At 70.5% G+C, this 11,506-nt stretch carries 14 protein-coding genes; 7 read left to right on the forward strand and 7 right to left on the reverse strand.

Translation table 11 applies throughout. The features are described 5' to 3' along the window. Positions 1–7 precede the first annotated feature (7 nt). From AB0N81_RS10955 to AB0N81_RS10965, 3 genes are all read left to right on the forward strand, one after another. The gene (locus tag AB0N81_RS10955; protein WP_365357457.1) at positions 8–322 is read left to right on the forward strand and encodes a hypothetical protein; all 315 of its coding nucleotides are present in this window, start codon (positions 8–10) and stop codon (positions 320–322) included. Between the two features lie 224 nt (positions 323–546). Beyond that, positions 547–882, forward strand: coding sequence for a metalloregulator ArsR/SmtB family transcription factor (locus tag AB0N81_RS10960; protein WP_365357458.1), 336 nt, complete (start codon positions 547–549; stop codon positions 880–882). Next, the gene (locus AB0N81_RS10965; RefSeq protein WP_365357459.1) at positions 882–1,601 is read left to right on the forward strand and encodes a cation transporter; all 720 of its coding nucleotides are present in this window, start codon (positions 882–884) and stop codon (positions 1,599–1,601) included. Before AB0N81_RS10960 ends, AB0N81_RS10965 begins: the two co-directional genes overlap by 1 nt. 240 nt (positions 1,602–1,841) lie before the next feature. On the opposite strand, the gene AB0N81_RS10970 is transcribed toward AB0N81_RS10965, so the two are convergent. Together AB0N81_RS10970 and AB0N81_RS10975 are read right to left on the reverse strand one after the other, a co-directional pair. After that, positions 1,842–2,261, reverse strand: coding sequence for a spore germination protein GerW family protein (locus AB0N81_RS10970; RefSeq protein WP_365357460.1), 420 nt, complete (start codon positions 2,259–2,261; stop codon positions 1,842–1,844). Then, the gene (locus tag AB0N81_RS10975; protein WP_365357461.1) at positions 2,258–2,920 is read right to left on the reverse strand and encodes a class I SAM-dependent methyltransferase; all 663 of its coding nucleotides are present in this window, start codon (positions 2,918–2,920) and stop codon (positions 2,258–2,260) included. Before AB0N81_RS10975 ends, AB0N81_RS10970 begins: the two co-directional genes overlap by 4 nt. Positions 2,921–2,980: 60 nt before the next feature. On the opposite strand from AB0N81_RS10975, the gene AB0N81_RS10980 reads away from it, so the two are divergent. After that, complete coding sequence (locus tag AB0N81_RS10980; RefSeq protein ID WP_365357462.1) at positions 2,981–3,454, forward strand: MarR family transcriptional regulator; 474 nt, start codon at positions 2,981–2,983, stop codon at positions 3,452–3,454. A 45-nt stretch (positions 3,455–3,499) separates the two neighbouring features. On the opposite strand, the gene AB0N81_RS10985 is transcribed toward AB0N81_RS10980, so the two are convergent. The 5 genes from AB0N81_RS10985 to AB0N81_RS11005 all read right to left on the reverse strand — a co-directional run bounded on the left by AB0N81_RS10985 (position 3,500) and on the right by AB0N81_RS11005 (position 8,240). Continuing rightward, positions 3,500–3,802 carry a sulfurtransferase TusA family protein gene (locus AB0N81_RS10985; RefSeq protein ID WP_365357463.1) on the reverse strand — a complete coding sequence of 101 codons (303 nt, stop codon included), beginning with the start codon at positions 3,800–3,802 and terminating at the stop codon, positions 3,500–3,502. Beyond that, entirely contained in the window at positions 3,799–5,064 is a 1,266-nt protein-coding gene (locus tag AB0N81_RS10990) for an MFS transporter (RefSeq protein WP_365357464.1), read from the reverse strand. Before AB0N81_RS10990 ends, AB0N81_RS10985 begins: the two co-directional genes overlap by 4 nt. Positions 5,065–5,145: 81 nt before the next feature. Next, positions 5,146–6,330 (reverse strand): PLP-dependent aspartate aminotransferase family protein, encoded by a 1,185-nt coding sequence (locus tag AB0N81_RS10995; protein ID WP_365357465.1) that lies wholly within the window; start codon positions 6,328–6,330, stop codon positions 5,146–5,148. A 54-nt stretch (positions 6,331–6,384) separates the two neighbouring features. Beyond that, on the reverse strand, positions 6,385–7,566 hold the full coding sequence (locus tag AB0N81_RS11000) for a cysteine desulfurase family protein (RefSeq protein ID WP_365357466.1): 1,182 nt from the start codon (positions 7,564–7,566) through the stop codon (positions 6,385–6,387). Further along, positions 7,563–8,240 (reverse strand): metalloregulator ArsR/SmtB family transcription factor, encoded by a 678-nt coding sequence (locus AB0N81_RS11005; protein ID WP_365357467.1) that lies wholly within the window; start codon positions 8,238–8,240, stop codon positions 7,563–7,565. Before AB0N81_RS11005 ends, AB0N81_RS11000 begins: the two co-directional genes overlap by 4 nt. 85 nt (positions 8,241–8,325) lie before the next feature. On the opposite strand from AB0N81_RS11005, the gene AB0N81_RS11010 reads away from it, so the two are divergent. From AB0N81_RS11010 to AB0N81_RS11020, 3 genes are read left to right on the forward strand one after another with little or no spacing between them, the layout of a single operon-like run. Continuing rightward, positions 8,326–9,705, forward strand: coding sequence for an MBL fold metallo-hydrolase (locus AB0N81_RS11010; RefSeq protein ID WP_365357468.1), 1,380 nt, complete (start codon positions 8,326–8,328; stop codon positions 9,703–9,705). Next, positions 9,702–10,979 carry an MFS transporter gene (locus AB0N81_RS11015; RefSeq protein WP_365357469.1) on the forward strand — a complete coding sequence of 426 codons (1,278 nt, stop codon included), beginning with the start codon at positions 9,702–9,704 and terminating at the stop codon, positions 10,977–10,979. Before AB0N81_RS11010 ends, AB0N81_RS11015 begins: the two co-directional genes overlap by 4 nt. Positions 10,980–11,024: 45 nt before the next feature. Then, entirely contained in the window at positions 11,025–11,486 is a 462-nt protein-coding gene (locus AB0N81_RS11020; protein WP_365357470.1) for a hypothetical protein, read from the forward strand. Positions 11,487–11,506: the final 20 nt, after the last annotated feature.

An 11,506-nucleotide genomic window follows, 5' to 3' on the forward strand; every position in this document is an offset into this window, starting at 1 on the left:
TGCCGCGGTGAATGAGCCTTCCTCGCTTCCCGGCGATCCTACCGAGCTGCGCCTGCGCATCTCCTACGACGACGACCTCGGCGACACTCCGCAGGCCGACACCCTCGAGCGGTGGGACGTGTCGATTCTTCACCGTCGGCGCACCCATAGCGACGCATCCGTTCCGGCTGCCTTCTGCGTCGATGAGAACTGCGTCTCGTGCACCGCGCAGGAGGCCGCTGTCGGGTCGATGACCTTCTACCGTGTCCATCTCGACCGCGGCCGGAATGCGTACGTTATCCCGCCAGCTCTCGAGAGGCGGGCGCTTGCCTTGGTGGTCTAGTTCGCCAGGTCAAGCGGCTCACTCAAGATGGGTCGATACAACAACGCTGTTGCTCTCCCTGACGCGAGTGCAGGGTGCCTTCGTCCCATCGATTTCAGTGATCAGGGCTGCATTCCGGGTGTTGATCACGTCGCGTACGGCCTCGGCTCCAGGCTCGCGAGAACAGCCGCAGGCATCAACGATCCACGATTCCCTGAATTCACAATCCTGTGTACTGTTGGTGTGTGCTGACTGTCGCCCCTGATATCGATGTGCTGGCCCGCTTTGGCCGCGCCCTTGCCGATCCGATCCGCTGCCGGATCCTCCTCGCCCTGCGCGCGGCTCCCGCTTACCCTGCCGACCTCGCTGATGACAGCGGCGTTTCCCGGACCCGGCTTTCCAACCACCTCGCCTGTCTGCGGGACTGTGGCCTGGTCGTCGCGGTGCCCGATGGTCGGCGGACCCGCTACGAGCTCGCCGACGAACGGCTGGGCCGCGCCTTGGACGACCTGCGCCTGGTGGTCGTGGCGGTTGAGAACGACAAGACCTGCCCCGATGCCGGCGAGAAGGGTTGCTGCTGATGGCCGCGATATCACTTGGGCCCTCTCCGGCTCGTCGGGACGTACTCGCCCGCCGGATACGCCTGCTGGTTGCCGCGACCATCACCTACAACGTCCTCGAAGCAATTGTCGCGATCACCGCCGGGACGATCGCCTCGTCCACCGCGCTGATCGGGTTCGGCCTGGACTCGGTGATCGAGGTGTCCTCCGCGGCTGCGGTGGCTTGGCAGTTCTCCGCCCGCGAGCACACCGTGCGCGAAGCCCGGGAGAAGACCACTCTGCGGATCATCGCAGTCTCCTTCTTCATCCTGGCCGCCTACGTGAGCATCGACGCCGCACGGGCCCTGGCGGGCACGGGCGAGGCCGAGCGGTCGGTTCCCGGCATCATCATCGCCGCCCTGTCTCTGGCGGTCATGCCGTTCCTGTCTGCCGCCCAGCGCCGCGCCGGGCGTGAACTCGGCTCCGCCAGTGCGGTCGCGGACTCCAAGCAGACCCTGCTGTGCACCTACCTTTCCGCCGTCCTCCTGATCGGCCTGGTCCTCAACGCCACCCTCGGCTGGTCCTGGGCCGACCCCATCGCCGCCCTGGTCATCGCCGCCATCGCCGTCAAGGAAGGCCGCGACGCCTGGCAGGGCAAGGGCTGCTGCGCACCCGCCGCTGCCCCTGACTCCCAGCCGGTGACCGCTGCCGCCGACCCCGACGGATGCGGCTGCGCTCCCGGGTGCGCCTGCTGTTCGTGAACTTCCGTCGCCGAACCGCCATACGCCCGCGCGCCCCCAGATCCTGGCCCCGCTGCCGATGAAGGAGAGCGGGGACTGGCCGAGGCCCGGCAGGAGCTGGCAGCAGGCGTATGGCCGGCCCCCGGCACGTGGGGTGAACTGCCGTCCGAATCAGGCGTCCACGCCGCCGAAGTGTGCCGCGGCCGGGGCAAGCGACGTGCTGGAACCAGGGGCGGTGCCCGCCTGGGGTGATGTGTCCCCTCAGCGGCGCTTGGCGAGATGGCGGGTGAGTCGTGGGATGGCGGTGCCCGCCAGGAGGGCGGCGAGAGGCACGACGACGTCCACCCAGGGGTCACGCAGGGGTTTGTAGGTGGCCGTGCCGTTCTTGATCTCGATGAAGCCTCGGGGTCGGGCTCCGGCTCCGCCACCGCCTCCGCCGCCTTCGCCGGTCTTGGCGGTGCCGGTTTCGCGGCCGGCGCCCCCGCCGAACCCGAAGCCGACTTCGGCAACCGGGATGACGGTGACATCGCCTCTGGTGATGGGTTCGCCGTAGATGGCAGTGACCGAGGCCCGTGCGCCGAGCTTGTCGGCGAGGCGTTCCAGGAGGGTTACGGAGGCGTGGGCTGCGGTCATGTCGGCCAGCGGAGCGGGCCGCGTGTTCTCGTCGTCTGTGGAAGTCACTGGGCACCTCCCTGGTCGACTCGTACGGCGGTGCCGAGTATGTGGGTGCTGGCCGGCAGGGGTAGGCGGGTAGGCGGGAAGGTGAACCGGTCGACGGTGGTGAGGGTGAAGCCGGCGGCGGTGATGGCGGTTTGGGTGTCGCGGCCGGTGTGGCAGCCGCCCATCAGGTGTGGCCAGATGGTGGCGTCGAGCGCCCGCTGGGTGCGCCTCATGGCGGGTGAGTCGGCCTGGACGTGTTCGAGGAAGCGCAGTTGTCCACTCGGTCGCAGGACTCGGTGGAGTTCGCCGAGGGCCGTGTGCGGGTCGGTTACGGAGCAGAGCGTCATGGACACCACGGCGGCGTCGAAAGTGCCGTCGGGGAAAGGGAGTTGTTCGGCTCGGGCGGCGTGGGTCTCGACGGTGATCGCAGTGCTGTCGGCGTGCTGTCGGGCGAGGGCGCGCAGGTTCGGTTCCGGCTCGACGGCGGTCAGGCGTTTCACTTCGGGCGGGTAGTGGGGGAAGTTCAGTCCGTTGCCCGCGCCGATTTCGACGACCTCACCCGACAGGCAGGCCAGCAGTCGGCTGCGGTGTTCGGCGATGCCGGCCTTCTCCAGGGCCGGGCCGGCGAGCTTGGTGTAGAAGCGGGCGAAGATCGGGTGTGACTTGGTCGGTTGCGTCATGGCGACCGTCTCCTCTGCGGCAGCCCTTTGGACTACCCTGATATGCGGAGGTGCTACATAGTGAAGTCACTTCACGATATGTCGGAGGGGCCCGCCCCCGCCAGGGTTTCGCTGGACGGGCTTTTCGAGCTGGCCGAGGTACTGGGTGCATTGATGCAGCGCGGGATGGCCGAGCGGGGTCTGACCACCGCACGCGCGGGTGTGTTGTGGGCCCTGTTCCACGACGGGCCGATGACCCAGCGGGCCTTGGCAGCGCGGCGGGGCGTCACCCCCCGCAACGTGACCGGACTCCTGGATGCGCTCCAGGAGGAGGGGCTGGTGGCCCGTGAAGCGCATCCCACCGACCGGCGTGCGACGCTGGTCTCCCTCACCGGCAAGGGGCGTACGTTCACCTCCGGACTGCGCGGGGGGAGAGACGATTTGGCCGCCATGCTGTTCGCGGACGTACCCCTCGACCAACTGGATGTGTTCAACGCCCTCCTGGTACAGGTGACCGAACGGCTGAGAGATGTCGATCCCGCCGGGGGCGCGTGAGAGGACTCCGAGGAGAACCGTACGAGGCGCTGGTGTGGCAGGTGGTCAGGGTTCGGCCCTGTGCCATGGCGCGTCCGACCGGGTGGCCAGCGCGGTGGCCGTGAGCCGCAGCGCGTACACGGATCGGTCCTCGTAGGAGAGGGGGCCGAGGTAGTGGTGGCCGGTCATGTGGCACCAGGCGGGTAGGTCGAGTGGCGCGGCCGGATCGGTGGCGATGACGTGGACGAGGGTGCCCGGCTTCGCGCCGTCGATCTCCTTGCGCAGGCGCAGCAGGAGGGTGACGCAGAGCAGGCCCGTACCGTCGACGGTGATATCCGGCGTGGGGATGCCGTGGTTCGTGGGGTTCATCGGCGGTAGGCGGTGGCGGCGACGGCGGGCAGGAGGGCAAGGGAGAGGAAGCCGCCGGTCAGGGCGAGGGCCGGGTAGCTGGTGGCGGCGACCATGATGCCGGAGGCCATTCCGCCGGTGGCGCCGGCGATGGCGATGGAGACGTCGACCAGTCCTTGGGTCTTGGCGCGGGTGGCGAGCGGGACGGTGTCGGTGATGATCGCGGTGCCGGAGACGAGGCCGAAGTCCCAGCCCAGGCCGAGCAGGGCGAGGGCGAGGGCGAGGAGGGCGACGGAGTCGCCGGGGGCTGCGGCGGCGAGGATGCCGGCGGCCAGGAGGGTGATGCCGGAGGCTGCGGCGATGTTCATGCGGCCGTAGCGGTCGACGAGCCAGCCGGTCAGGGGTGAGGGCAGGTACATGGCGCCGATGTGGATGCCGATGACGAGGCCGGAGGCGGCGGTGGAGTGGCCGTGGTCGTGCATGTGGACCGGTGTCATCGTCATGATCGCGACCATGACGAGCTGGGTGAGGATCATGACGAGCGCGCCCAGGACCACGCCTGCACGGCCCTCGCTGGTGTCGGCGGCGCCGACGGCAGCTGGGTCGGTCGCGGCGCCGGTTTCCTTGGCCTGGGCGATGTCACGGGCCAGGAGTAGCGGGTCGGGTCGCAGCCAGAGGGCGAGGACGAGTGCGGCCAGGGCGTAGGCGGCGCCGGAGATGACGAAGAGACCGGCAAGGCGGGGGATGCCGAGGTGTTCGGCGAGGGTGCCGGCGGGGGCGGCGAGGTTGGGTCCGGCGACGCCGCCGAGGGTGGTGGCGACCAGGACGGTGGAGACCGCGCGGGCCCGGTGGCCGGCTGGGGCGAGGTCGGCTCCGGCGTAGCGGGCCTGGAGGTTGGTGGCGGTGCCGGCGCCGTAGATGAACAGGGCGATGAACAGCAGGACAGGGTTGTCCAGGACGGCGGCGGTGATGACACCGGCCGAGCCGATGGCGCCGGTGAGGTAGCCGATGGCGAGGCCGGGACGGCGGCCGCGGGCTTGGGAGATGCGGCCGACGGTGATGGCGGCGAGTGCGGAGCCGGCGGTGAACAGGGCGCTGGGCAGTCCGGCGAGGCTGGTGGTGCCGAGCATGTCCTGGGCGAGGAGGGCGCCGACGGTGACGCCCGCGGCGAGACCGGCGCCGCTGAGGATCTGGGAGGCGACCAGGACGCGCAGGATCCGGGGCTGGGCCTGGGCGGGGTCGGGTATGGGGGGCGTCGTGCTGGTGGGCGCGGTGCTGGTCATGTCTCTTTTCCGGAGGGCGGTGGCGGCTGGTGCACCGGCCCGGCCTCGTCGGGGCGGCGCTGCGGGCCGGTGCAGGGGTGGTCAGTCGGTGTTGAGTGCCTGGGCGAGGTCGGCGATCAGGTCGTCGGCGTCTTCGAGGCCGACGGACAGGCGGACCATGCTGTCGGCGATGCCGCGTCGGGCGCGCTCGGCGGGGTCCAGGCCGTGGTGGGTGGTGGTGATGGGCTGGGTGACCAGGGATTCGACTCCGCCGAGGCTGGGCGCGATGGCGAACAACCGGAGCCGGTCCACCACGGCGGCGGTCTCACTGGCGCCTGCGTCCAGGACGGCGCTGAGCATGCCGCCCCCGCCGCGCATCTGCGCGTCCACGATGCGCTTCTGCTCGCCGGTGGCCAGCCCCGGATAGTGGACGCGGGCCACGCGCGGGTGTGTCTGAAGGAAGGCGGCCACGGCCTGCGCGGTGTCGTTCTGGGCGCGGACCCGGACGGGGAGAGAGCGCAGGGAGCGGGCGAGGAGGAAGGCAGTCTCGGGAGCGATGACCTGGCCGAGGTTCTTGCGCCACCCCGTCACCGGGGCAAGGTGCTCAGCGGGGCCGGCCAGGACCCCGGCGGTCAGGTCGGAGTGCCCGCCCAGGTACTTCGTGGCGGAGTGCACGACCAGGTCCGCGCCATGCTGCAGCGGGTTCTGGTTGACCGGGGTGGCGAAGGTGCTGTCCACCACCGTCAACGCGCCGACCGCGCGAGCCTGTTCGGAGATGGCGGCGATGTCGAAGACGGTCAGGGTGGGGTTGGCCGGGGTCTCGAAGAACACGATCCGGGTCCGGCCGGTCAGCACCTCGGGCAGGCGGCCGATCTCGTCGGCGCGCAGGAAGGTGGTGGTGATGCCGACCTGGGGCAGGTTGGCGCCGAGGAGTTCGAAGGTGCCGCCGTAGACCTCGCCGATGCACACGATGTGGTCGCCGGTGCGGCAGTGCGCGAGGAACGCGGCGGCTTCGGCGGCCATGCCGGAGGAGAACGCCAGGGCCTGTTCGGCGCCCTCGATGTCGGCGAGCTTGGCCTCGGTGGAGCGGATGGTGGGGTTCAGGCCGTAGCGGGTGTAGAGGTTCCCGCTCTTGCGGCCTTCGACGACGTCCAGGAGGTCGGCGGTGGTGTCGAACGCGAACGTGGAGTGGTTGTAGAGCGGGGTGTGGATGGCCCCTTCGGCGTCGCGGCGTTCGCCGGCGTGGACACTGCGGGTGGACATCCCCTGCTCAGTCGTGTCAGTCATGCCTCTCCTGTGTTCATCGTCGGATACCTCTGCGCCGGGCCGGTTGCGGCCCGGTCACTGCGCAGCAGCCGCCCGGATCAGGGCCGCTGCCGCCGTCTCGATGTCACCCGGGGTGGTCCAGCGGCCCAGGGACAGCCGTAGCGCGCCGAGCGCGCGGTCCCCGTCGAGGCCCATGGCGGTGAGAACGGGGGAGGGGGTGTGGGTGCCGCTGTGGCATGCCGAGCCGGTGGAGGCCGCGATCTGGCCGACGGCGGTGAGAAGCTCGTGGCCGAGGGCACCGTCGACGCTGACGTTGAGGGTGTTCGGCAGGCGGTTCGTCTCCGGCCCGTTGAGGCGCACACGGCCGGGCAGGCCATCGGTGAGCCGTTGGTGGAGGACGTCGCGCAGGGCCGCGATGCGGGCCGGGGCGCCGGAGACCAGTTCGTCGGCCGCGAGTTGCGCGGCGGTGCCAAGCGCGACGGCCAGGGCGACGTTCTCCGTGCCCGCGCGCAGGCCGCGCTCCTGCCCGCCGCCGTAGACGACCGGTTCCAGCCGTACTCCGTCGCGCACGTACAGGGCGGCGGTGCCCTTGGGTGCGTACATCTTGTGGCCCACGAGCGTGAGCAGGTCCACGCCCAGCTCGCTGACATCGAGGGGGGCCTTTCCGGCGGCCTGGGCGGCGTCACAGTGGAACAGCGCCCCATGCTCGTGGGTGAGCGTGGTGAGTTCGGTGATCGGCTGGAGGGCGCCGGTCTCGTTGTTCGCCGCCATCACCGACACCAGCACCGTGTCCTCGGTGAAGGCTGCGGCCAGGGCGGCCGGGTCGAGGAGCCCCTCGCCGTCGACCGGCAGCACGGTCAGCCGCACGCCGTGCAGCCGCTCCAGGGCCCGGCAGGTTTCCAGGACGGCCGGATGTTCGGTGGCCTGGGTGATGACATGCGGGTGCGGGCGGCCGGAGGCCAGGACCGCACCGCGCAGGGCGAGCAGGTCGGCTTCAGATCCGGAGCCGGTGAACACGATCTCACCGGGCCCCGCGCCGATCAGACCAGCGACCTGGGCGCGGGCCTCGGCGAGCGCCCGCTGCGGCTCCTGGGAGAAGGGGTGGCTGCTGGAGGGGTTGCCGAAGAAGTCCGTCAGGTACGGCCACATCGCTGCGGCGACGCGTGGGTCGACCGGGGTGGTGGCGTTGTAGTCGAGGTAGACCGGCCCGCCGGCCAGCGCAGGGTGCGGCGGGAGGTCGCCGCCGGAGGCGGTCACGTCAGGTCCGAGGCGTCGACGGGAAGCTCCGACAGGCGCCACTCCAGCATGCCGTCGTTGAGACGGATCGCGCGGCGTCCACGGTCGGTCAGCAGCCGTACGGCGTCGTAGGCCAGGACGCAGTACTCGCCTCGGCAGTAGACGACGATCTCCAGGTCCTCGGGCAGCTCGTTGATCCGCTCGGCCAGCTCGTCGACCGGGATGGAAACCGCACCGGGGATGTGCCCGGCCTGGTACTCCTCCACCGGCCGCACATCGAGCACCACGATGTCCCCGGCGGCGATCCGGACCCGCAGCTCCTCACGGCTGACCTCGGCGGCGCCGTCCTCACCCAGGTAGGCGTCCCGGGCGGCGGGCACGGCGGCCTGATGACGGTCGGCAACCTTGCGCAGCAGCGCGAACAGCTGGGCGACGTCGTCGCCGGCGAGCCGGTAGTGGATGCGCACGCCTTCGCGGCGGGTGGCGACGAAACCGGCCTGCTTGAGCGTCTGCAGATGCGCGGACGCGGTGGTCAGGTTCAGCCCGGCCGCCTTCGCCAGCGCGTCGACGGTTCGCTCGCCCTGGGCCAGCAGATCCAGCAGTTCCAGACGCTTTCCGCTGGCCAGCGCCTTGCCGCTGGCCGCGAACGCGTCGTACAGCCGGGCCTTCGTCGTGCTCTTCGTGCTCTCCGACATGACATCCTCCATAAATCCATGGATTATTGTAGTTGAGTCTGGGGGGTGTGACCACACCCCCGTTCCCGAGATCTTGGAGGACGCCGTGGGCTTCGCGGACGATCACCTCATACCGCTGGTCGACGAAGGGCTGGGCAACAGCGCCTACCTGCTCGACCTCGGCGACGGACGCGCCCTGGCCATGGACGCCAGCCGCGACCTGCGCACGCTGCGGGCGGCAGCCGAGCGGCGTGGACTGCGCGTCGCGTTCGCCGCGGACACGCATCTGCACGCCGACTTCCTCTCCGGCGCCGTCCAGCTCGGCCACGACACCGGCGCCACGATCCTGGCCTCGGCCGCCGGACGGCGCGCCTTCGACCACCACGGCCTGGCCGACGGCGATGAGGTGGACCTCGGCGGACTCACGCTGCGGGCCCTTTCCACCCCCGGCCACACCGACGAGCACCTGTCCTTCCTGCTGCTGGACGGCTCCCGCCAGCTGGGGGTGTTCACTGGGGGGTCGCTGATCGTGAACTCCGCCGCCCGCACCGACCTCCTCGGCCCGGAGCGCACCGAAGAACTCGCCCGCGCCCAGTACCGGTCGCTGCAGCGGCTGACCGCGCTGCCGGACGAGACCGCGGTGTGGCCGACGCACGGCGCCGGGTCTTTCTGCTCCGCCCCGCCCGGCACCGAGCGCACCACCACCATCAGCGCCCAGAAGCAGGCCAACCCGCTGCTCGCGGCACCTGACGAGGACACCTTCGTGGCCCAGCTGCTCGCGAGCCTGGGCACCTACCCCGCCTACTTCGACCGCCTCGGCGAGATCAACCGGCGCGGCCCGGCGGTCCTGACCGCACAGCCAGCACTGCCCTCCCTCTCCGCACCCCAGGTGCGGGCTCTGATGGCCGACGGCGGCCACGTCGTCGATGTCCGACCGGCCGCCGACTACGCCGACGGTCACATCCCCGGCTCGCTCTCCGTCCCGCTGCGCGACCAGTTCGCCACCTGGCTCGGCTGGCTCCTGCCCGACACCGCGCCCCTGGCCTTCGTCACCGCCGACGGTCAGGACCTGAACGAGATCGTCTGGCAGGCGTACAAGATCGGCTACGAGCGTCTCGCCGGCCGCCTCGCCGGCGGCATGACCGCCTGGCTCGCCGACGGCAACCCCCAGACCACCACCGCATTCCTCGCCGCCGACCGTGCTGCGGGCCGCCCCTATGTCGATGTGAGGCAGGAAGCCGAGTTCGCCGCCGGACACGTTCCCGGCGCGGTACACATCGAACTCGGCGCCCTGAACGAGTCCGCCGCTAACGCGCCCGCCGGACCGGTCGTGGCCTGCGGGCACGGCGAACGCGCCATGACCGCCGCCAGCCTTCTGGAGCGCGCCGGACACCGCGACGTCGCCGTCCTGGACGGCGGACCGGACGACTACACCGCAGCCCACGGCCAGCAGCTCGTCGAGGGCACGGAGGACACCCGCCCGTGAACACCACGCCCACCGCCACCCCACCGACCGACGCCCACGGGCGGCCTGTACGGCTCGGCCTGCGGGAGAACTGGCTGCAGTTCACCCTGCTGGTCATCGTCAACATCTGCGTCGGCGGCCTGGTCGGCCTGGAACGCACCACCGTCCCGCTCATCGGCTCCGACACCTTCGGCCTGACCAGCGACCTGGCCGTCTTCTCCTTCATCATCGCCTTCGGCCTGACCAAGGCGTTCACCAACCTCGCCGCCGGGGCGCTGACCGCACGCTTCCGCCGCAAGCAGCTCCTGGTGGCCGGCTGGCTGCTCGGCATCCCCGTCCCCTTCGCCCTGGCCTACGCACCGTCCTGGGGCTGGATCGTCGCCGCCAATGTCCTGCTCGGTCTCAACCAGGGCCTGACCTGGTCAATGACGGTCAACATGAAGATCGACCTCGTCGGCCCCTCCCGCCGAGGACTCGCCACCGGTCTGAACGAGGCCGCCGGATACACCGCGGTCGGCGTCACCGCCCTGCTCACCGGCTACCTCGCCACCAGCTACGGCCTACGTCCCGTCCCCGAACTCATCGGCGTCATCTTCGTCGTCGCCGGGCTCGTGCTGGCCCTGGTCGTCCGCGACACCGCCGCGCACGTCGCCCTCGAACTCGCCCAGCACACCAAGCCGCTTCCCACCGGCGAAGACACCGGCCTCAAAGCCACGTTCACCCGCACCTCCTGGCGCAACCGCTCCCTGCGCGGCGCCAGCCAGGCCGGGCTGATCAACAACCTCAACGACGGCCTGACCTGGGGCGTCTTCCCCCTGCTCTTCACCGACCACGGTCTGGGACTGGCCGCCGTCGGCCTGATCAAGGGGCTCTATCCGATCCTGTGGGGGCTCGGGCAGATCCCCACCGGTCACCTCGCCGACCGCATCGGCCGCAAACCGCTGATCGTCTACGGCATGCTCGTCCAGGCCATCGGCTTCGTCCTCGCCCTCGCGCTACTTGACCGGCCCCTGCTCGCGGGCATCCTGTCCGCGGTCTTCCTCGGCCTGGGCACCGCCATGGTCTACCCGGCCCTCATCGCCTCCATCTCCGACCACGCCCACCCCGCATGGCGGGTCAACGCCTTGGGCACCTACCGCTTCTGGCGCGACATCGGCTACGCCGTCGGCGCCCTCGTCGCCGGCATCCTCGCCGATGCCCTCGGTTTGGACGCCACGGTGATCGCCGCCGCTGTCCTCACCGCCGCTTCGGGTCTGCTTGCCGCCCGCTGGATCACAGAACAGCCCAACCGGTGACTACCCCATGCAACAACAGCCACTGGCTACCGAACCTTCTGGGCCATGGCCGAGGAATCCGAGGAGCTGTATGCGGCGGCACAGGTCCTCCTTGATCCAGAGACCGGGTCGTTCACGAGTGAGGTCAGCGAACTGCTGGAGTACGTCGGGTCTGCTCTGCTCGTCATGGACCGGGTGACTTTGGAGCCCCGGTGGCGCGGTCACGGGCTGGCCTCCGTCCTGGCCAGTGAGGCGATTCACCGGCTCATGGTCGGGTGCCGGGCGGTAGCCTGCTCGCCCGGCATTACCGATCTGGGCGGCCGTCATCCGATGGACCGGTCCGAGTGGGACCGCGTGAACGCCAAGATCGCTAAGGGATGGGAGCGCATCGGGTTCCGCTTGTACCGCGACAACACGTATCTGCTCTCCCCCACCTCACAGGATCTGGAGGAACAGCGGGGCGTGCTCCGGGGACAGCTCGTGGAACTCGGCTCCGCTTGGCGACGAGCCTCCTCAACGCTGCCTTGAGGGGCGGTCGCGAGGGGAGA

It is taken from the genome of Streptomyces sp. NPDC093510 (genome assembly GCF_040683555.1).
Lineage (GTDB): Bacteria > Actinomycetota > Actinomycetes > Streptomycetales > Streptomycetaceae > Streptomyces.

What these genes read in the sequence shown, in the direction of transcription:
- AB0N81_RS10965 (WP_365357459.1), top strand. Translation starts at nt 882, where the DNA reads ATGGCCGCGATATCACTTGGGCCCTCTCCGGCTCGTCGGGACGTACTC.
- AB0N81_RS10975 (WP_365357461.1), bottom strand. Translation starts at nt 2,920, where the DNA reads ATGACGCAACCGACCAAGTCACACCCGATCTTCGCCCGCTTCTACACC.
- AB0N81_RS10985 (WP_365357463.1), bottom strand. Translation starts at nt 3,802, where the DNA reads ATGAACCCCACGAACCACGGCATCCCCACGCCGGATATCACCGTCGAC.
- AB0N81_RS10990 (WP_365357464.1), bottom strand. Translation starts at nt 5,064, where the DNA reads ATGACCAGCACCGCGCCCACCAGCACGACGCCCCCCATACCCGACCCC.
- AB0N81_RS10995 (WP_365357465.1), bottom strand. Translation starts at nt 6,330, where the DNA reads ATGACTGACACGACTGAGCAGGGGATGTCCACCCGCAGTGTCCACGCC.
- AB0N81_RS11005 (WP_365357467.1), bottom strand. Translation starts at nt 8,240, where the DNA reads ATGTCGGAGAGCACGAAGAGCACGACGAAGGCCCGGCTGTACGACGCG.
- AB0N81_RS11020 (WP_365357470.1), top strand. Translation starts at nt 11,025, where the DNA reads ATGGCCGAGGAATCCGAGGAGCTGTATGCGGCGGCACAGGTCCTCCTT.